The sequence below is a fragment of the Ottowia thiooxydans DSM 14619 genome (assembly GCF_000422885.1).
GTDB lineage: Bacteria > Pseudomonadota > Gammaproteobacteria > Burkholderiales > Burkholderiaceae_C > Ottowia > Ottowia thiooxydans.
The window spans coordinates 1-19187 of sequence record NZ_AUGX01000017.1 but is presented as its reverse complement, the minus strand read 5'-3'; the positions used below and the strand labels follow the sequence as shown (position 1 = coordinate 19187).

Annotated in this window: 16 protein-coding genes and 1 riboswitch; of the genes, 11 read left to right on the top strand and 5 right to left on the bottom strand. The window is 59.0% G+C overall.

The features are described 5' to 3' along the window. Positions 1-14: 14 nt before the first annotated feature. Positions 15-797: an SDR family oxidoreductase gene (locus G518_RS0116040; protein ID WP_028603421.1), complete on the bottom strand. Its 783-nt coding sequence runs from the start codon at positions 795-797 to the stop codon at positions 15-17. Positions 798-943: 146 nt separating this feature from the next. On the opposite strand from G518_RS0116040, the gene G518_RS0116035 reads away from it, so the two are divergent. The 5 genes from G518_RS0116035 to gcvP all read left to right on the top strand — a co-directional run bounded on the left by G518_RS0116035 (position 944) and on the right by gcvP (position 8473). Continuing rightward, positions 944-2644 carry an electron transfer flavoprotein-ubiquinone oxidoreductase gene (locus G518_RS0116035; protein WP_028603420.1) on the top strand — a complete coding sequence of 567 codons (1701 nt, stop codon included), beginning with the start codon at positions 944-946 and terminating at the stop codon, positions 2642-2644. A 103-nt stretch (positions 2645-2747) separates the two neighbouring features. Further along, positions 2748-2862: riboswitch (glycine riboswitch) on the top strand. An 80-nt stretch (positions 2863-2942) separates the two neighbouring features. After that, positions 2943-4070 carry a glycine cleavage system aminomethyltransferase GcvT gene (gcvT, locus tag G518_RS0116030; protein ID WP_028603419.1) on the top strand — a complete coding sequence of 376 codons (1128 nt, stop codon included), beginning with the start codon at positions 2943-2945 and terminating at the stop codon, positions 4068-4070. 105 nt (positions 4071-4175) lie between these two features. After that, positions 4176-4868, top strand: coding sequence for a glycosyltransferase (locus G518_RS0116025; protein WP_051236869.1), 693 nt, complete (start codon positions 4176-4178; stop codon positions 4866-4868). A 53-nt stretch (positions 4869-4921) separates the two neighbouring features. Further along, complete coding sequence (gene gcvH / locus G518_RS0116020) at positions 4922-5293, top strand: glycine cleavage system protein GcvH (protein WP_028603417.1); 372 nt, start codon at positions 4922-4924, stop codon at positions 5291-5293. Positions 5294-5590: 297 nt separating this feature from the next. Next, entirely contained in the window at positions 5591-8473 is a 2883-nt protein-coding gene (gene gcvP, locus G518_RS0116015) for an aminomethyl-transferring glycine dehydrogenase (protein ID WP_028603416.1), read from the top strand. 54 nt (positions 8474-8527) lie between these two features. Here the strand turns inward: gcvP and ppc are convergent, their stop codons facing one another. The 3 genes from ppc to G518_RS35450 all read right to left on the bottom strand — a co-directional run bounded on the left by ppc (position 8528) and on the right by G518_RS35450 (position 13349). Beyond that, entirely contained in the window at positions 8528-11350 is a 2823-nt protein-coding gene (gene ppc / locus G518_RS0116010; protein WP_051236818.1) for a phosphoenolpyruvate carboxylase, read from the bottom strand. A 227-nt stretch (positions 11351-11577) separates the two neighbouring features. Further along, the gene (locus G518_RS0116005) at positions 11578-12492 is read right to left on the bottom strand and encodes a cupin domain-containing protein (protein WP_028603414.1); all 915 of its coding nucleotides are present in this window, start codon (positions 12490-12492) and stop codon (positions 11578-11580) included. Between the two features lie 59 nt (positions 12493-12551). Continuing rightward, entirely contained in the window at positions 12552-13349 is a 798-nt protein-coding gene (locus tag G518_RS35450) for an HpcH/HpaI aldolase family protein (protein ID WP_036594999.1), read from the bottom strand. A gap of 416 nt (positions 13350-13765) precedes the next feature. Between G518_RS35450 and G518_RS35445 the strand changes: the two genes are divergently transcribed. From G518_RS35445 to G518_RS0115975, 5 genes are all read left to right on the top strand, one after another. Next, on the top strand, positions 13766-14638 hold the full coding sequence (locus tag G518_RS35445; RefSeq protein WP_084651886.1) for a helix-turn-helix domain-containing protein: 873 nt from the start codon (positions 13766-13768) through the stop codon (positions 14636-14638). A 162-nt stretch (positions 14639-14800) separates the two neighbouring features. Beyond that, complete coding sequence (locus G518_RS38550; RefSeq protein ID WP_156909420.1) at positions 14801-15628, top strand: hypothetical protein; 828 nt, start codon at positions 14801-14803, stop codon at positions 15626-15628. A gap of 73 nt (positions 15629-15701) precedes the next feature. Beyond that, complete coding sequence (locus G518_RS41020) at positions 15702-16073, top strand: tautomerase family protein (RefSeq protein ID WP_028603412.1); 372 nt, start codon at positions 15702-15704, stop codon at positions 16071-16073. A 29-nt stretch (positions 16074-16102) separates the two neighbouring features. After that, positions 16103-17047, top strand: a complete 945-nt coding sequence (locus tag G518_RS0115980) for a Bug family tripartite tricarboxylate transporter substrate binding protein (protein ID WP_028603411.1) — start codon at positions 16103-16105, stop codon at positions 17045-17047. Positions 17048-17159: 112 nt separating this feature from the next. Further along, entirely contained in the window at positions 17160-18152 is a 993-nt protein-coding gene (locus G518_RS0115975; protein ID WP_051236815.1) for a Bug family tripartite tricarboxylate transporter substrate binding protein, read from the top strand. Between the two features lie 123 nt (positions 18153-18275). Here G518_RS0115975 and G518_RS0115970 read toward each other — a convergent pair whose 3' ends face one another. Beyond that, on the bottom strand, positions 18276-18596 hold the full coding sequence (locus G518_RS0115970; RefSeq protein ID WP_028603409.1) for a hypothetical protein: 321 nt from the start codon (positions 18594-18596) through the stop codon (positions 18276-18278). 333 nt (positions 18597-18929) lie between these two features. Between G518_RS0115970 and G518_RS0115965 the strand changes: the two genes are divergently transcribed. Continuing rightward, positions 18930-19187 (top strand): transposase (locus G518_RS0115965; protein ID WP_028603532.1); only part of this gene is annotated, 258 nt, incomplete at its 3' end.

The following is a 19187-nucleotide window of genomic DNA, read 5'->3' as shown; positions in this document are numbered from 1 at the left end:
AACCCTGACGATTCTTAGATCGCGAAACCGTCATCGGCCGCAATCACCGCGCCATTGACGAAATGGCTTGCATCAGAGGCCAACATCATCAGAACCGCGTCCAGATCTTTGGGATCGCCTATGCGCTTGCGGGGAAGCATATTGATGAGCTTCTGGCCCTGCTCTGTTTTCCAATGCTCGTGATTGATCTCGGTATCGATGTAGCCAGGGCATATGGCATTCACATTGATCCCAAAGCGGCCCCATTCCATCGCCATGGCCTTGGTCATCTGGATGACAGCGGCCTTGCTCATGCAGTACACGCCGATCTGGGGCAGCACCTTCAAACCCGCCATGCTGGCGATATTGATGATACGGCCACCCGTAAAGCTGCCGGGAGCGGCGCCTTTGGAGCGAGCGATCATGCGTTTGCCCACTTCCTGAGCCACAAAGAACGCGCCCCGTACGTTGGTATCAAAGATGAAGTTGAAGTCTTCCTCGGTGACATCCTGAAGGCGCTGAGTGGTACTTACCCCTGAGTTGTTGATCAGGATGTCGATCGAGCCCATCTCGGTCTCGGCGTGCGCTACGGCGGATTTGATGGAGTCCAGGTCATTGACATCGCACTCGATCACGTGGGCATCGCCGCCTTCGCCTTCAATGCGGGCGCGCAGATCCTTCAATTTTTCAAGGCGGCGGCTGGCCAGCACCACACCGGCACCGGCGCGAGCGAGGGTGCGCGCAAAGTGAGCTCCCAGGCCGCTGGAGGCACCTGTGATGAGGGCCACGCGGCCGGACAAATCTATGCTGTAAGCCATGGGATGATCCTTCTTTTTGGCGTGAAATGAAGCTCGCGCGGCAACTCTGCCGCGTGATGCATAAAATCGGATGTACATCATGCCGCATGGCGGCTGAGCGCGGGTGCACGATAACGCCCATTATTTCAAACCCACAAGAGACAGCCATGACACCCGAACAAATCATCGAACAGTACGGCCCGCGCGAGGCCATGGAGTATGACGTGGTCATTGTCGGGGCTGGCCCGGCTGGACTTTCGGCGGCCATCCGCCTGAAACAAGTGGCCGCCGAAAAGGGCCAGGACGTCTCTGTGGTGGTGCTAGAAAAGGGCTCGGAGCCCGGTGCCCACATTCTTTCGGGCGCCGTGATGGATCCCAAGGCCCTGACCGAACTGATCCCGGATTGGAAAGCCAAAGGCGCACCCCTTCACCAGCCGGTCACAGACGATGCCTACGTCTTCCTCAGTGAGACTGATGGCACCCGGGTGCCCAACATGGTGCTGCCGCCTTTCGCCAATAACCATGGCAACTACATCGTCAGCCTTGGCAATGTGGTTCGCTGGCTGGCCACTCAGGCCGAAGAGCTGGGCGTGGAGATCTTCCCGGGCTTCCCTGCGGCAGAGGTTCTCTACAACGAAGATGGCAGCGTCAAGGGCGTGGCTACTGGCAACATGGGCGTGGGCAAAGACGGCGAGCCCACAGAAAACTTCCAGCTTGGCATGGAGCTGCACGCCAAATACACCTTGTTTGCAGAAGGCTCTCGCGGCCACCTGGGCCGCCAGCTCATTGAGCGTTACAAGCTCGACGAAAACAGCGATCCGCAAAGCTACGCCATCGGCATCAAGGAGATGTGGGAGATTGACCCGAGCAAACACACCCCCGGGTTTGTCATGCACACGGCCGGCTGGCCAATGGACGAGCAGACCTACGGCGGCGCGTTTCTCTATCACGCGGAGGGCAATAAGGTATTTTGCGGCTACGTGGTCGGCCTGAACTATGGCAACCCCCACCTGAGCCCATTCGAGGAGTTTCAGCGCTGGAAGACGCATCCGCGCGTCAAGTGGTATTTCACCGATGACAAAGGCAATGTGAATGCCAAGCGCATCTCCTATGGTGCGCGGGCCATTACGGCTGGCGGCATCCTGGCGCTGCCCAAGACCGTGTTTCCGGGTGGTGCACTGATAGGGTGCGACGCCGGCTACCTGAACGTGGGCCGCATCAAGGGCAGCCATGCAGCCATCAAGACGGGCATGCTGGCCGCAGACGCGGCTTACGACGCCGTGGTGGCGGGGCGCCAGCACGACGAACTGGCTGCTTATCCAGAGGCGTTCGATCAAAGCTGGCTGGCTGCTGAGCTCAACAAAGACCGCAACTTCAAGAACTGGTTCAAGAAGGGCCTGACGGTGGGAACCGTGATGAACGGCTTTGAGCAGTTCGTGTTGCGCGGCCATGCTCCTTGGACGCTGCATCGTCAGCAGCCGGATCATGTGCAGCTTAAACCGGCGGCTGCGTGCAAGCCCATCGTCTACCCCAAGCCCGACGGCAAGCTGACCTTCGATCGCCTCTCCAGCGTGTTCATCAGCAACACCAACCACGAAGAAAATCAGCCCGCCCACCTGACGCTCAAGGACCCCACGGTGCCTGTGCGCATCAACCTGGCCGAGTACGCCGGCCCGGAAAGCCGCTTTTGCCCTGCAGGCGTCTATGAGTTTGTGCCTGACGAAGCTCAGGGCGGGGGTGCCCAGCGTTTGCAAATCAACGCGCAGAACTGCGTGCATTGCAAGACCTGTGACATCAAGGATCCCACGCAGAACATTGTGTGGGTCACTCCTGAGGGCGGCGGCGGCCCTAACTATTCGGGCATGTAGAATTGGGCGTGTCAGGAGAGAGTTCCGGGGAGCTTGGGCGCTTAATGCCTGAAGCCCTGGCGCCGCCGAAGGCCGAACGCTCAGGCAAAAAGGACTGACACAACACAATTCTGTTGGAGAGAAGCGCCGTGGTCTCATGGCGCTCACCGAAGGGGCAAAGCGCGCGCTGCTACGCGGCGACGTTGAATCTCTCAGGTAAAGAGGACAGCAGGGTTCCAGGCACGAAGCTTCCAAACGCATTGGTTTTGGGGGCGGCGTGCCGATGCACGATTTATACGCATTTCAAGGAGCCCTGGCCATGACCGTCGATACCGCCCTGCTACAAACCCCTCTGAATGCCCTGCATATCGAATTGGGCGCTCGCATGGTGCCTTTTGCCGGCTACTCCATGCCAGTGCAATACCCTGCAGGTCTGATAGCAGAGCATCGCCAAACGCGTGACGCCGCCAGTCTGTTTGATGTCTCGCACATGGGGCAGCTCAAACTGGCCGGGCCGGACGCTGCTGCCGCTTTTGAGACGCTGATGCCTGTGGATGTGATCAGCCTGGGGCAAGACAAGCAGCGCTACGGCCTGCTGCTGAACGATGCGGGCGGAATCATTGACGATCTGATGTTCGTCAATCGGGGTGACCATCTATTCGTGATCGTGAATGGCGCCTGCAAGGTAGGGGATATCGCGCACATGCAAGCCGCCATTGGCGGGCGCTGCCAGATCGTTCCCATGCCGGATCAGGCCCTGCTGGCCCTCCAGGGACCGAAAGCCGTGGCTGCGCTGCAGCGGCAGGTGCCCGGGGTAGAGAAACTGGTTTTCATGACGGGCGGTGCTTTTATCTGGCAGGGCGCAGAGCTCTACATCACCCGCAGCGGCTACACCGGCGAAGATGGCTTTGAAATTTCCCTTCCCGGCGAGCAAGCCGAGGCGTTCGCGCGTGCACTGCTGGCCGAGCCTGAAGTCAAGCCTGCTGGCCTGGGCGCGCGCAACTCCCTGAGGCTGGAAGCCGGCCTTTGCCTGTACGGCAACGATCTGGATCCCACCACCACACCGGTTGAAGGCGGGCTGAACTGGGCCATGCAGAAGGTACGGCGTACGGGAGGGGAGCGCGCTGGCGGCTTTCCTGGCGCTGATTTCGTGCTTGCGCAGCTCGATGGCAAGCTGCCTGTGGCGCGCAAGCGCGTCGGGCTGATTGCGAAGGAGCGCATTCCTGTCCGGGAGCAAGTCAAACTGGAAAACATGGACGGCCAGACCATTGGCGAAGTCACCAGCGGGTTGCTTGCCCCCACTATCGATCAGCCGATCGCCATGGCGTACGTGCAACCGGATTACGCCGTTCCGGGCACCGAACTGTTTGCCATGGTTCGTGGCAAACCAGTACCCATGACCGTCTCTGCCATGCCCTTTGTGCCTGCGCGCTACTACCGGGGCTAAGAACGTGTTCATGATCTTTTTGGGCGCCGGGTATCCAGCCTCGAAAAGATCATAAGCACGCTCTAAGAACACGTTCTAAGATCAGGGTTGACGAAGGATCACGCTTTGACTGATGTAATTGTCGCAAGTGCTACCCGCCTGCCGGCCGAGAGGTTCTGGCAGGAATCGGCGCTGGGCCAGTCGCTTAAGAGACTGGCGTTCGACACACACTTGCGAGCAAGCGTCACCTTTGAAAATACCCTTGGCTTGCCCGTCATCTATAACCGGCTGATTCAAGCTGCTCCAGTGGGCAGCCTGCTGGTATTTCTGCATGACGACGTCTGGCTTGATGATTATTTCTTCAGCCAACGTATCGCAGAAGGGCTGCAGAAGTTTGATGCCATTGGCGTAGCAGGTAACCGCCGACGCGTGCGCAACCAACCCGCCTGGGCTTTCGTGAACGAAAGGCTGGAGTGGGACGACCGAGCCAACCTGTCTGGCAGTGTGGCGCACGGCAAGATGCCCTTCGGTGCCATCAGCCATTTTGGGCCGACACCCGCAGAGTGTGAATTGCTCGATGGCGTTCTGCTGGCTGCCCGGCGGGATGTGCTCGTGAATAGCGGGGTGCTCTTCGATGAGCGTTTCAACTTTCACTTCTATGACATGGATTTTTGCCGCAGCCTGCGTGCTAAAGGGCTGCGGCTTGGTACCTGGCCTATTGCCTTGACGCACCAAAGTGGTGGCGCTTTTGGCACACCTGGGTGGCAAGCCGGCCGCAATGCTTACCTGCGCAAATGGGATGCCGTGGTGGCGCCCTGAGATTTCTGTTTTCCTCCCTCCCACTCAACTCATCCGAAACTCCAAAGATCATCATGACCCTGCTCTACACCGAAGACCACGAATGGATCAAAGTCGAAGACGGTATTGCTACCGTTGGCATCACCAAGCATGCTCAGGACGCTCTGGGTGACGTGGTGTTTGTTGAGTTGCCCGAGGTGGGCAAGTCATTCGATCAAAAAGAAGTGTCTGGCGTTGTCGAATCCGTGAAAGCCGCCGCCGATGTGTACATGCCGATCACTGGCGAAATCACGGAAGTCAACGAAGCTTTGCGCGATGACCCGAGCCTGGCCAATACCGACCCTCTCGGGGCTGGCTGGTTTTTCAAGGTCAAGTTTTCTCAACCGGATCAACTGACCGCCTTGATGGACGAGGCCAGCTACACCAAGCTGACTGACGCCGCCTGAGTGATCGATCAGTCGTCTTTGACTTTCTCCTTCCCTTTCTAACTGTAGGCATCAAGACATCTCCTGTCTCCGTCATCCCCGGATGGCCGGCCCCGCGCGCAGGCGGGGATGACGGAGAGGAACAAAGGAAGTTGTGTAGATACCGATGCCTCATAAGGCAAGGTGGAGCGGCACGGCCCGACCGGTGGTGGCTCATACAGCATCCCTCTAAAGCGCTGCCTACCCCCCAAACCCTACCGTTGCCAGTGCGGCGGGGCCAACGCCAACCCTCTTTTCTTCCCGTCGGATACAACGACCATGTCCATCTCGCTCAGCGCCCTCGAAAACCCCAGTGAATTCGTTGCTCGTCATATCGGCATCGGAGCCGCTGATGAAAAGCAGATGCTTTCTGTCATCGGAGAAGCATCCCGCCAGGCGCTGATCGATTCGATCGTGCCGCGCAGCATTGCGCGCGCCAAGGCTCTGGACCTTCCGCCTGCCATCACTGAGGCAGCGGCGCTTGCCGAGCTGAAAGAGATCGCAAGCCGCAACCAGGTGTTGAAGAGCTTTATCGGCCAGGGCTACTATGGCACCTACACCCCCGGTGTCATTTTGCGCAACGTGCTGGAAAACCCAGCTTGGTATACGGCCTACACGCCCTATCAGGCTGAAATCAGCCAGGGCCGCATGGAAGCGCTGATTAATTTCCAGACCATGGTGTGCGATCTGACCGGTATGGATATCGCCAATGCCTCGATGCTGGACGAAGCCACCGCCGCTGCAGAGGCCATGACGCTTGCCAAGCGCAGCGTTAAAGCCAAAGGCCAGACGATTGTGGTCAGCGGTGACGTACATCCTCAGACCATTGAGGTCATGCAAACCCGTGCGGCGCCGCTGGGACTTGCCGTCAAGCTGGCCAATTCGGCGCAGGAGTGGGATGCCGCGTTGGCGGCAGACGATTATTTCGCTGTGCTCATTCAGTATCCCGCCAGCAGTGGCTGGCTGCATGATTGGTCCAAGGACGCAGAAGCCGTGCACTCCAAGGGCGCGGCTGTCATTTTTGCGGCCGATCTGCTGGCACTCACCTTGATCAAGGTCCCCGGAGAGATGGGCGCAGATATCGTCATCGGCAGCGCGCAGCGCTTCGGTATGCCCATGGGCGCTGGAGGCCCGCACGCCGGCTTCATGGCTTGCCGTGATGCCTTCAAGCGCTCCTTGCCTGGCCGCCTGGTCGGTGTGAGCGTGGATGCACAGGGTAAGCCTGCCTACCGGTTGGCGCTGCAAACGCGCGAGCAGCATATCCGCCGTGAAAAGGCCACCAGCAATATCTGCACTGCACAAGTGCTGCCGGCGGTGATCGCCAGCATGTATGCGGTCTATCACGGCCCTACAGGCTTGGCTCGTATTGCGGCACGAGTGGCGCGTCTGGCGGCCATCATGGCAGCGGGTCTCAAGCAAATCGGCTTTACGGCCACGCACCATGCGTCAGCGTTTGACACCATCTGCCTCAAAACCGATGCGGACACGGATGCCATCGCCGCGCGTGCTGTGGCTGCCGGGGCCAACCTGCGCAAGGCCTGGGACATCTATCTTTGCATTGCACTCGATGAGACCAGCACACGATCAGACGTGGAGCTCATCTGGAGCATCTTCGCAGGTGGTCAGCCTGTGCTCGATTTCTCAGCACTCGAAGCCAGCGCGCCCGATCTCATTCCTGCAGAACTGCGTCGCACCAGCACTTTCCTGACGCACCCGGTATTCAATACGCACCATAGCGAAACCGGAATGCTTCGCTATATCCGTCAGCTGTCAGACAAGGATCTTGCGCTTGATCGCAGCATGATCCCGCTGGGCAGCTGCACCATGAAGCTGAACGCCACCAGCGAGATGATTCCCATCACCTGGCCTGAGTTCGCGAACCTTCACCCCTTCGCACCTGCGGACCAGTTGCTGGGTTATCAGGAGCTGGATGCGTTGCTGCGGCGCTGGCTGAGCAGCATCACAGGCTATGCGGACGTCAGCCTGCAACCTAATGCGGGTAGCCAGGGTGAGTACGCTGGTCTGCTGGCCATCAAGGCCTGGCACGACGCCAACGGCCAGGGCCAGCGCGACATCTGCCTGATTCCAGCCAGCGCACACGGCACCAATCCGGCCAGCGCGCAGATGGTGGGGCTCAAGGTGGTTGTGACCGCCACCGACGCCCAAGGCAACGTCGACATGGCAGACTTGAAAGCCAAATGCGAGCAGCACAGCGACAGGCTGGCCTGCGTCATGATCACTTACCCCAGTACCCACGGCGTGTTCGAGACTGAGGTGAAAGAGCTTTGCCGGATGGTCCACAGCCACGGCGGACGGGTCTACGTGGATGGCGCCAACATGAACGCCATGGTGGGCGTGGCTGCGCCCGGTGAGTTCGGTGGCGATGTCAGTCACCTGAACCTTCATAAAACCTTTTGCATTCCGCACGGCGGTGGCGGCCCGGGCGTGGGGCCTGTGTGCGTGGTCGAAGACCTGGTGCCTTACTTGCCTGGTCATGCCACGACTGGCTTGAAGGGCGGCGTGGGGGCCATCAGCGCGGCGCCTTATGGCAATGCGGAAGTGCTGCCCATCAGCTGGATGTACATCCGCATGATGGGCCCGGAAGGCCTCACGCATGCCACCGAGGCAGCCATTCTCAGTGCCAACTACATCAGCAAGCGCCTGCAGCCGCATTACCCCACGCTGTACGCCAGTGCGAACGGGCATGTGGCGCACGAATGCATTCTGGATCTGAGGGGTTTGAAGGAAACCAGCGGTGTCATGGCCGAAGATGTCGCCAAGCGTTTGGCTGACTATGGGTTCCACGCGCCCACGCTGAGCTTCCCGGTGGCCAATACCCTGATGGTCGAGCCCACCGAGAGCGAAACACTGGAAGAAATCGACCGCTTCATTGATGCCATGATCGCTATCCGTGAGGAGATCCGCATGATTGAGCGAGGCGAGTGGCCAATGGAAGACAACCCGCTGAAGAACGCCCCCCACACGGCAGATGTGCTGCTAGGTGCCGAATGGCCGCACTCCTATTCCCGTGCAATTGGGGCCGCCAGCGGAGCGCATAGAGCAGGCGGCGTCAAATACTGGCCGCCCGTCAGCCGGATTGATAACGTCCATGGTGACCGCAATCTTTTCTGCAGCTGCGTGCCCATTGAAGAGCTAGCCTGAATCTTGCATACCTCTACGCCCTCTTCCATTGGATGAGGGCGTAGAGAGTGGGTATCAACCCGTGTTGCGTAGACCGGCTGCAATGCCGTTGATGGAGATATGGATACCGCGGTGCACCCGCTCATCGATCTTGCCTGCGCGGTGTCTGCGCACCAATTCCACCTGCAGGTGGTGCAGTGGATCGATGTAAGGGAAACGGTGGCGGATGGAGCGCGACAGCGATGCGTTATGCGCCAGCAGCTGTTTGTCGCCTGTGATTTGCGCCAACGCCTCCAGCGTCAGTTTCCATTCCGCTTCTATCGTTGCGAACACCTTCTTGCGCAGCCTCGTGTTACTGACCAATTCGCTGTAGCGTGAGCCCAAGCCCAAATCGCTTTTAGCCAACACCATGTCTATGTTGGAGAGCAACGTGCGGAAGAAGGGCCACTCGCGGTACATGCTCTGCAGCAAGGCCAAACCGGCGCGCCGCGACTGCCCAGGGGTTTCATTCAGGAAGCGGTGCACTGCGCTTCCGAAGCCATACCAGCCATTGATCGTCAGCCGGCACTGCCCCCAACTGAAGCTCCAGGGTACAGCGCGCAGATCTTCAATGTTGCGCGCCGCTTTCCGAGAGGCTGGGCGCGAGCCGATGTTGAGTTCGGCGATTTCGCGGATGGGCGTAGCGCTGAAGAAATAATCGGTGAAACCGGGTGTTTCGTACACCAGCGATCGGTATGCCGCCATGCTGGCCTGCGACAGCGCTTCGGCAGCGGACAGAAACGCAGGGGTAGCAGGTTTGGTGGGTTGCAGGAGCGTGGCTTCCAGCGTGGCGGCTACGAGCGTCTCCAGATTGCGCCGCCCGATCTCGGGATTGGCATACTTGGAGCCGATCACTTCGCCTTGCTCGGTCAGCCGGATCTGGCCCCGTACTGTGCCCGGTGGCTGGGCCAGGATGGCCTGGTAGCTTGGGCCACCCCCACGGCCCACAGTGCCACCACGGCCATGGAACATTCGAAGGCGGATCTTATGGGAGGCCTCCAGCTCGTTGAACAGCTCCACCAACGCAATCTCTGCCCGGTAGAGCTCCCAGTTGCTGGTGAAAATGCCGCCATCCTTGTTGCTGTCGCTATAGCCCAGCATGATGTCCTGCTCGGAACCACTGCGGACCACCATGTGTGCCACGCCGGGCAGCGCATAAAACGCACGCATGATAGGCGCGGCGTTGCGCAGGTCTTCGATGGTTTCGAACAGCGGCACCACAATCAGGTCGTTCACCGCGTCGTCCGGGGAGCCTAGTCCCAGGGTGCCCCGCATGAGGCCGACTTCCTTCTGCAGCAACAGCGCTTCCAGCAGATCGCTCACGGTTTCTGTGTGGCTGATGATGTAGTGGCGGATCGCCTGTGCTCCGTAGAGCTCGCGCATGCGCTTGGCGCTTTCGAAGATCGCGATTTCGCTCACCGTCTGCTCGCTGTACTTCGCGTTCATTACGCGGAGTGGCCGGGCGTCGGCCAGCAGTTGCAGCAGCAAGGCCTGCTTGCGATCTTCCGGCAGCGCGGCATAGTCAGATTCGATGCGCGCGGTGGCTAGCAGCTCGGTGATGGTCTCCTCGTGCTTGTCCGAGCTCTGGCGCAAATCGACCGTGGCCAGATGAAAGCCAAACACCTCTGCGGTCCGCATCAGCGGCCCCACGCGTTGGCCGATGAGTCCACTGGCATAGTGGGCGCCCAGGGAATCCCGAATGATTTGCATATCCGCCAGAAAAGCTTCTGCGTTCGGATAAGGGTTTTGCGGTGCCACCGCGTGGCGCGCGGCCTCTGCACCGCTCAGCAACTTGAGCGTGGCGGCGAGCCGGGCGTAGAGGCCGGTCAGCGCGCGGCGGTAAGGCTCGTCCTGGCGATGCTCATTGAGGTCAGGAGAGCGGTCGGCCAGTTCCTGCATGGCGGGCGTGCAACCCACCAGCAAGGCAGAGAGTGAGAGTTCGCTGCCCAGGCGGTGGACTTCGGTCAGATAGTGCCGTAATGCCACTTCGGACTGACGACGCAGCGCATGTTCCAGCGTTTCGGCTGTGACATTCGGGTTGCCATCGCGGTCACCTCCAATCCACTGGCCCATGCGAAAGAAGCTGGCTACGGGGTGGTTGCCGAGCTGACGCTCCAGATCGGCATACAGCTTGGGGATTTCGCGCAAGAACGTCGCCTCGTAATAACTCAAGGCGTTCTCGATTTCGTCTGCCACCGTGAGCTTGGTAAAACGAAGCAGCCGCGTCTGCCACAGTTGCAGCACCCGGGCCCGCATTTGGACTTCGTTCGCGGCCAGCTCTCGTGGTGCGAGTGCGTCCTTGGGCAGGGCGCGGGCGCGAATATCGTCACGCTGAGTCAACAAGATGGCGATGTCGCGCTCGGCATCCAGAATGCTCTTGCGCTGCACTTCGGTAGGGTGAGCCGTGAGCACAGGTGAAACGTAGGACTCGGCCAGGGTCTGAGATATGGCTTTGGGCCCGATGCCCGCCTTGCGCAGCCGCGCCATGGCCGCCTCTATGCTGCCTTCCTGCGTATTGCCCGCGCGTTCATGAATCACACGACGGCGAATATGGTGGCGATCCTCGGCCAGGTTGGCCAGGTGGCTGAAGTAAGTGAAAGCGCGAATCACGCTCACGGTCTGCTCGCTGGGCAGGCCTTTGAGCAGTTTCTTCAGTGCTCGGTCAGCTTCCTGATCGGCGTCGCGGCGGAACGCCACCGAGAGCTGACGCACCTGCTCGACCAACTCGAATGCGGCTACACCTTCCTGCTCACGAATGACATCGCCCAGAATGCGGCCCAATAACCGAATGTCCTCCACCAAGGGGCGCTCATCCTTGAGCTTGCTACTGTCCTTGGCCGTGCTGACTGCATTTTTCAAGTTCGCCCCTTTTCCTGCTTGAGTCGTTGGAGATGCGCGTTTTAGTGGCCTTAAAAGGCCCCGACACGATTGATCGGTGCGGAGTTTCTCACAGGCTGGAAAGTTCAGGAAATGCGTCGCTTCGATTGACCTGAGTTCGACAAGTAAGCGGCCTTTGACTTTTACTCACGTAGGCGCCTGCAGAGAACGAAACGCCCGCGTTTGCGGGCAATAACTGTCGCACCTGATCAAGCCTGGATCGCAGGCATGGGGTAGTCTGCTTCGTTCAACACCCAGCCTGGCGCGAGCGAGAAATCCATCCGGGGGGGCGAGAACACATCGACCAGGTCGTTCGCGCCTGCGTCCAGCCCGCGCGAAGTGTGAATGGCAGGAGGCGGAATAACGGCAAATGAAGGCGAACCGCATTGCTCATGATCATCGGCGCGCCAGGCGTGCAGGTTTGGAGTCCATGGCCAACGAACGTGGTGCATGAACGAGCCCTTCAACGCAAGCGATCCCTGTTCAAACGTGTCGTGCTGATGGGGCGAAAGCTTGGTGACATCACGCGGGCCGAACTGAGTTGGCAGGAAATTCACCATGAAAGTAGTGCAGCGCCAGATGCGGCCGAAGCGGCCGGGCACTTCCGGAACGTCCAGGCTGTATTGCCTCAGTTTCAACCCGTCGATCGGTGTTGGCCAAGCCTCGAACGCAGGAATATTGGGATGGGATTCGGCGTACGCGGTTGCATTGCTGCACATAGCGCACAGGTCTGTGCTTCGGGTGGTGAACATCAGCACCACCCGCCCTGGCTTTTCCACGACGATGCGACTGGACCCTGGGGGGACGAAAGCAATGGTGTAGCCCGGCAGGGCGTGCTGCTGTCCCTCGCAATCAAGCGTGACAGCCGTTACCGTGTCCGGCAGTAGCACTACATATTCGTCAGGTTGCTCAACGCGGCTGAATGTTGCGCCAGCCTCTGCCTCCATATAGACCAAAACGAAATTCTGACCGCGTGCAAACCACTGCCGAGAAAGCAAATCCGTCACCTGCGGTGGATCGGCGTAAAAGCGAGCGTATTCGGCGGCTGAGAACGTCGTGGCGGCGGGATGACCGGAGGCAAGTCCGGGTGCCAGGGAGGAGCGGGGGTCGGTTGGGTTGTACATGACGAGTTGCTTTTTCTAGTGGAGCGCTTGACGCGCGCGGAATCTCACGGGAGCGGGGGCTAGGTTGTGGTGAAAGATGACAATGCGGCACGGAACTGGCTTTGTGCCTGTTCTGCGGCGGTGCGCATGAACCCTTGGTCGGATGCGATAACGAACGCGCTGGCACCGAAAGCTTGCAAAGTCTGCGCCTCAGATGAGCGGGTGGTGAGAAGGCAAGCAGGTTTGTCTGCGCGGGCACAAGCCTGGAGCACTCGATCAGTGAGTTGGGCCACCTGAGGGCTGCCTGGCTCGCGGTCCTGCAATGCCACAGCCAAGTCGCCGCGGCCAATGAACACGCCGTCGATCCCGTCTACTGCCAGGATGTCATCGATCTCATCCAAAGCCTCAGGATCTTCGATCATGGCGATCACCGTAACCGCCTGGTCCGCGGCGTCTACATGCTCCCACATTGTGCGAACGCCATACCCGCCCGCCCGGGGAGAATTGGAGAAGCCTCGCCCCCAGGCGTAGCGGCAGGCTGCCACGATATCTCGTGCCACCTGCGCGGAGCGCACATGAGGCACCATCACGCCGCAGGCGCCATCGTCCAGCGGCGCCAAAAGCGCGTGCGGCGAGGCACTGGGTACCCGGACAATGGATGCAATGCCGCTAGCCCGGGCTGCGAGTATGGATAGTTCGACAGCTGCCCGATCGAAAGGCGCGTGCTCCGCATCTACAACCACGAAGTCAAACCCCGCCTGGCCCATGATCTCCACGGGTGCACCACCGGAAGATTTTATAAATGTTCCAAGAAGCGTCTCCCGGTTGCAGAACCGCTGACGGAAAGCAACCGCGTGCTGGTGGTGAATGTTGGTCATAGAGGGAAGCTTTTTACGGATCAGCAGGAACGAAAGGAAATCAAAACGAAACGGTTGGTTCAATCACGCGACCAGCAAGGCGTGTGTTTTGATTGAATGCCACTGCTCATTTGAAATGCGGGTAACGTGCAGGCGGTTCGCGCTTTGAGGGATGAAGCTCACAACCAATCTCCCTATCCACCATGCTTGGCTCTGATAAGCCTGCGTTACGAGTGAGTCTATCTATCCACGGCTTTCTCAGGGCTTGGAACTTCATGAATTCCGTCAGACGGAATCATGGGAATGAAGGAGTTGAGACGCTTGTAGTTGCACCCATGTCGGTCCTAGAATTCCCTCCATCAAAGCGACAGTGATCGCTGCGAAAGGCCCAAGCCTGACGCATAAGGGTTACCGGATGGTCCCAACTGGAGACATGTATGGAATACGCGCAAAAGCGTGCACCGCGGGGATCGTCCGTTGAACGAGACTCGCCCGGAAGAGCACACCGACGATCTCACTCACCGCGTGTCGGAGCAGGCAGGGAAACACCCCTGCCGCCGACGGAAGGGCTGACCCGATCCATTCAGCGGGCGTTGTTGGTCCTGCGCGCGTTGAATGAGCGCGAGATCTGGTCATTACAGGATTTGCAGCAGCGCACGGGCCTTCCAAAAACCACTGTCCATCGCTTGTTGGCAACATTGCAAGCTGAGCACTATGTGCATAGCGGCGAGGAGATGTATGGTCAGTACCGGTTGACCCACCACGTCCGTAATTTGAGCAGTGGGTTCGTGGAAAAAAATCGACTTGCCGATATTGCCGGTCCAATTTTGGTCGGGGCAACCAAAAAGATGAAGTGGCCCTTGGCGGTCGGCGTGATTGATGGTGCAGAGGTAAGAGCCAACCTCTGCACCATGCCCTACAGCCCCTATTCCATGAAGCCGACTTGCTTCGGCCAGCGCTATGGCCTGTTGGACACGGCCCTGGGCACTGCCTATTTGTCCTACTGCAGCGCCTCAGAGCGGCGCATCCTTGTGCAACTGCTGCGGGAGCAGGGGCTCGCTGATGCAACGTTTGAGAGCAAGGCGCTTCGGAGCCTTGTGCGGCGAACACGGCGGCAGGGCTACGGCTTACGCGCCGGCGTTCGACCAGACGAGAGCAGCGCGTTGGCAGTGCCCCTGCACGCCCGGTCCGGTGAGCTTCTAGGTGTCTTGGGTTGTTCGACTTTTTCGCAGTCGATGGGCACCGCGTGGATTGATCGAGTGCTGCCATTCGTAAGGGATGCTGCCGCGCAAATTCAGGAGCGCTATTGACGTAATGAGACGTCACGGACGCAAGTTTGCGGCATGCAATTCAAACAAGAAAGACGTTGATGAGTTCTCAGAAAGAAAGCTGGTCTGTCCGACGCCACCTCATTGGCGTCAATCACATCACAGAGCGGAATATATCGGGCGTATCGCTGAATGATTGGCGCTATGTCTACTGACGCCATGTTCTACGGCCTGCGCAGTCGCAGAGATGCTACACACCGTCAGCTTACTGCTGGCGATGGTTTTACCTATTGCAAGAGCGAGTGGATGGAATCCACTCGAGATCCTTTGCTCTCTCCGACCGTGTTTCTCGTCGAGCAACCCCCTGGCTCTTGCCTGCGAACGCATTTCCATGCACAGAATGAATTCCAAGTGGTGGTGCAGGGAAGCGGTACGTTGGGGCCGCATGCTCTGTCACCTGGGTTGATCCACTATGCAACCGCCTATACGGGTTACGGGCCCCTGGTGGCTGGTCCCGAGGGACTTTCCTATTTCACTATACGTGCGGTGTTTGAGGCTGGCGCATATTTCATTCCGGAACATAGGGAGATGCTTCAGCGCGGGCCAAGACACCAGTTCCATGCAGGTCCTGTAGTGCCAACCGATGGTGCGCCTATGCACTTGAATGCGCACGAGGCACAAGTACCGGAGCCCTTGGCCGCGAATGCCGACGGCAGTGCCAGCGCCGCAGCCATTCGTTTGGGGCCAGGGGCACAGGCATGTCTTCCTGCCTTTTCTCTGTCTGTTGCACAGTTTGTTCTGGTGCTTGAAGGAGAACTGCAATGCGGGAACCAGACGTTGGGCGCTTGGGAGTCACTGGCGCGTACAGAGCGCGATGCAGAGCTGTATGTGTCGGCTGGCGCTGCTGGCGCGCTAGCTGTCGTGTTGGCGTTAGATGCCCGTGATTCCCGCTACACAGATTTACCGGCAGGGCACTCCCCCGCCCAGTCGGTTCCGGCGTCGACCCAGTCTAAAAATCCCAATGACACCTGATTGCGCTTTGCGGATGCTTTCCGCATGCCGCAGTGTCGATCGCCATGTGCAAACGGCGAACTAGGAGAAGGCCATGCCAATGCTGCAAGCATTTTTCAACCGCGACTATCCCAGCCCCGTGCGAGCAGAGTTGTGCGCGGCCTATACCCGATGCATCGTGGAAGCGCTCGATGCGCCTCTTGCCCAGGTGCGTGTGCTGCTCGCCAGTCAACCGGCCGACAGCGTCTCGGTGGGGGGCCGTGTGGGTGAGGGCATTTCGTTATTGCACATCTACCTTATGCCCGGCCGCACCGACGAACAGAAGGCCTTGCTCATCGGGGCTCTTACCGCGGCCACATCTCGTTGGGGGGAGGTGCCGGCCGCCAGCGTACGGGTGCTATTTCACGACATGCCAAAGGCCAATGTCGGCATCGGCGGGATTACTGCGGTGGCGCTGGGCCGATAAGGCAACGCAACTATTTTCTTTGGATTCAAATGCTCAAACGATATTTCGTACCCGTCATTCTTGGCCTCATGGTTTGTATTGCGCATGCAGCATATCCGGAGCGACCCCTGAAGCTGGTCATTGGCTACCCAGCGGGAGGTTCGGTAGATGGTGCAGCACGGATCTTGGCAAACCATATGGGGATCGCGCTAGGCCAACCGGTCGTGGTCGAAAGTCGCGCCGGCGCGTCGGGATTGGTGGGGGCCGCTGCAGTAGCTGGCGCACCCGCAGATGGCTACACCTTGTATCTTGGCGCCGCCGGTACGTTCACCGTGACACCTTTCGTGTCGAAGGATGCAGCACTCGGGCCACTGAAGAGCCTGGCTCCGATAGGCGGCGTGGTGAGCGTTACTAACGTGCTGTTGGTGAGCAAGGCCGTGCCGGCGAAATCACTCAGGGAGCTGATTGCACATGCCAAGGCACACCCAGGCCGTGTGACGTACGGTAGTTCCGGTGAGGGCTCGTCCAGTCACTTGTCGGGCGAACTGCTGGGCAAGCTTTCGGGCACGTCGTTGGTACACGTTCCCTATAAAGGGGCCGCACCCGCTATGGCTGATCTGCTGGGAGGCCAGATTTCGATGTTCTTTGACGTGACTGCGACTGCGCAGGGTTATGCGAAACATGATCGTATCAATGCCTTCGGAGTCACCTCTCGTACGCGCAACGTTGCTTTCCCCCTGCTGCCCACTATCGCCGAACAGGGTTATCCGAGCTATGAGGTGACTACTTGGATGTCCCTGTTCCAGCATGTAGGCACCCCATCGGCTGCCAGCGAAAAGCTGTCCGCTGTGCTCCGAGCGATCCAGAAAGATCCTGTATTCCAGCAGCAGATGCGCGAGAAAGGTTACGACGAGTTCGCGCTCGACCGGCAACAAATTGCCCAGCGCATCAAGGACGAGAGCGACGTTTACTCAGCTTTGCTGAAGAAGGAATAAAGCACTAGGGCGTGAACCCGCCCTGGATCCCCCGACACCTGCCTGAGCCAAGGATCACGCCTTGAACTCTGGCCTTGAGCGTGACTAACCATAAATTGACAAGGAGACCTTTATGCCTTTTCTGCGAATGACGAGTCTTTTGAGAGCCGCCGCTCCGTTTTTATTGTGCTGCCTTGGCTGGAGCGCTGGCTATGCACAAACGACCTACCCAGACAAGCCCATCAAATTCATTTTGGGTTTCGGGCCAGGCTCGGCGACAGACGCTCAGGCGAGGTTGACGGCACAAGGGATGTCGGCTGCGCTTGGGCAGCCGATCATCGTGGAGAACCGTCCTGGCGCGCTCTCAACGCTGGCTACTGAAGCTGTGGCGCGTTCGAAGCCTGATGGATACACCGTACTGGTGGCGGCAAATTCAGGTCTGACCATCGGGCCGGCCGGCCTTATCCGAGGGGTTCGATACGACGCAGTGAGTGATTTCGAACCTGTGGGCCACATGGTTCAGGCGCCCTATGTGTTGATGGTCGATCCCAAACTGCCTGTGAAGACGTTATCTGAGCTCGTGGAACTCATGAGAAAGGATCCGGAGCGCCGCAGTTGCAGCTTTGGTAACGCAAGTACCCGGGTGTTTTGCGAATTGCTAAAGCGCAAGGTTGGCTTGGACATCACCATCGTGCCTTTCAAGTCCACGCCGGAATCGAGCCTTGCCGTCATGGGCGGCCAGGTCACGATGCAATTCTTGGATCTTCCAAGCGCCATACCTCGCATCCGCTCAGGTCAACTGCGCGCACTCGCCACAATGGAGGCAGCGCGCAACCCCGTCATTGCCGATGTCCCGACCGCTTCGGAGGCGGGCCTGTCGGGCATACCGCTCAACGTCGGCTGGGTTGCCATGCTCGTGCCAGCGAAGACTCCGCCGGCTATCGTAGCCAGACTCAACGCCGAACTCAATGCGGTGCTGACCAAACCTGATGTGCGAAAGAACCTGGAAGAGACCGGCTATCACGTGAGATCCGGCACTCCTGCGGAACTGGGTAGCTATCTCAAGCGCGATCTGGAGTTGTGGAAAAAGCTCATCCCCGAGTTAGGGCTTCAGCCCGAAGGTTAAGCTGCGGCGGCATTGCATTGCATTGCGGGTGGATTCAGGGATACCGACTCTCGCGCTAGCCTCTTCAGTTCAGAGGAGATGGCGCGAGCTAGGTGCGGTGGCCCTAGGTTGTATATCCTAGGTTCAAAGCGAGGCGATAAGTCGGATGTTTGACAATCGGTCCTCTGCCAAACCGGTTAGTTGCGCCTCTTGTATGCGACCTTCCCTCAGCAGGTATCCAAAAACAAAAGTCAGTTGCGAATATCGGTAGTCGTACTTCCGGTCGATCTCGCGTCTCTTGCGTTCTAAATACTCCTCGACGGCCCACATATCGTCTGGGCTTGCTGCGGCTGCCGCTTTCTCCTTGAACTCGGCCATGACTTCGGCCAGTTCGGCATGAAGGGCCTCGTCGTAAACACGGCGTGCGATCTTTTTTTCTGATGCTGACCAATTGAAGTTTGACATCGTTGCTCCTTAGCGTTCTCATGCTGAAATTATTTTTCGGCCTTTCGCTAACTGCATTTTTATCATGATCGGTAGTGCATCCAGGTCATGGGAGTCACTTGAAGTTCGGCGCTCCTACTGCCATGCGGGAGAGGGCGTAAAACCATTCGCTTGCGACTAACAGTGCAGGGCCGAGCGCAGCAATGGCCCGAGTGGGTATCCCACCCCTTGAGGCCGTGCTGAGGAGCGCGGGGCAAGGGGCGGGCAAGAGCACTGAAAGATGCTCTTGCTTCAAGAACTAGGGCGTGTTAACACTAATTGAGTTACCCCTGGGTGGCCAGAGATACTTCATCCATGGAAATCACACCAGCCCAGTTTGCCCAGATCGAGCACTGCCTTCCTGTACAGCGCGGCAATGTAGGTGTCTCGAATTTGGACGTGTTGAATGCGATTCTTTATGTTGCTGAGCACGGGTGCAAATGGCGTGGCCTGCCCGCGCGCTTGGGCAACTGGCACACCATCTACACGCGCATGAGTCGCTGGTCCAAGAGTGGCGTGCTCGATCGTGTGTTTGCCGAGCTTCAGCAGGCCCAAGTTGTGCGCATCAAGATC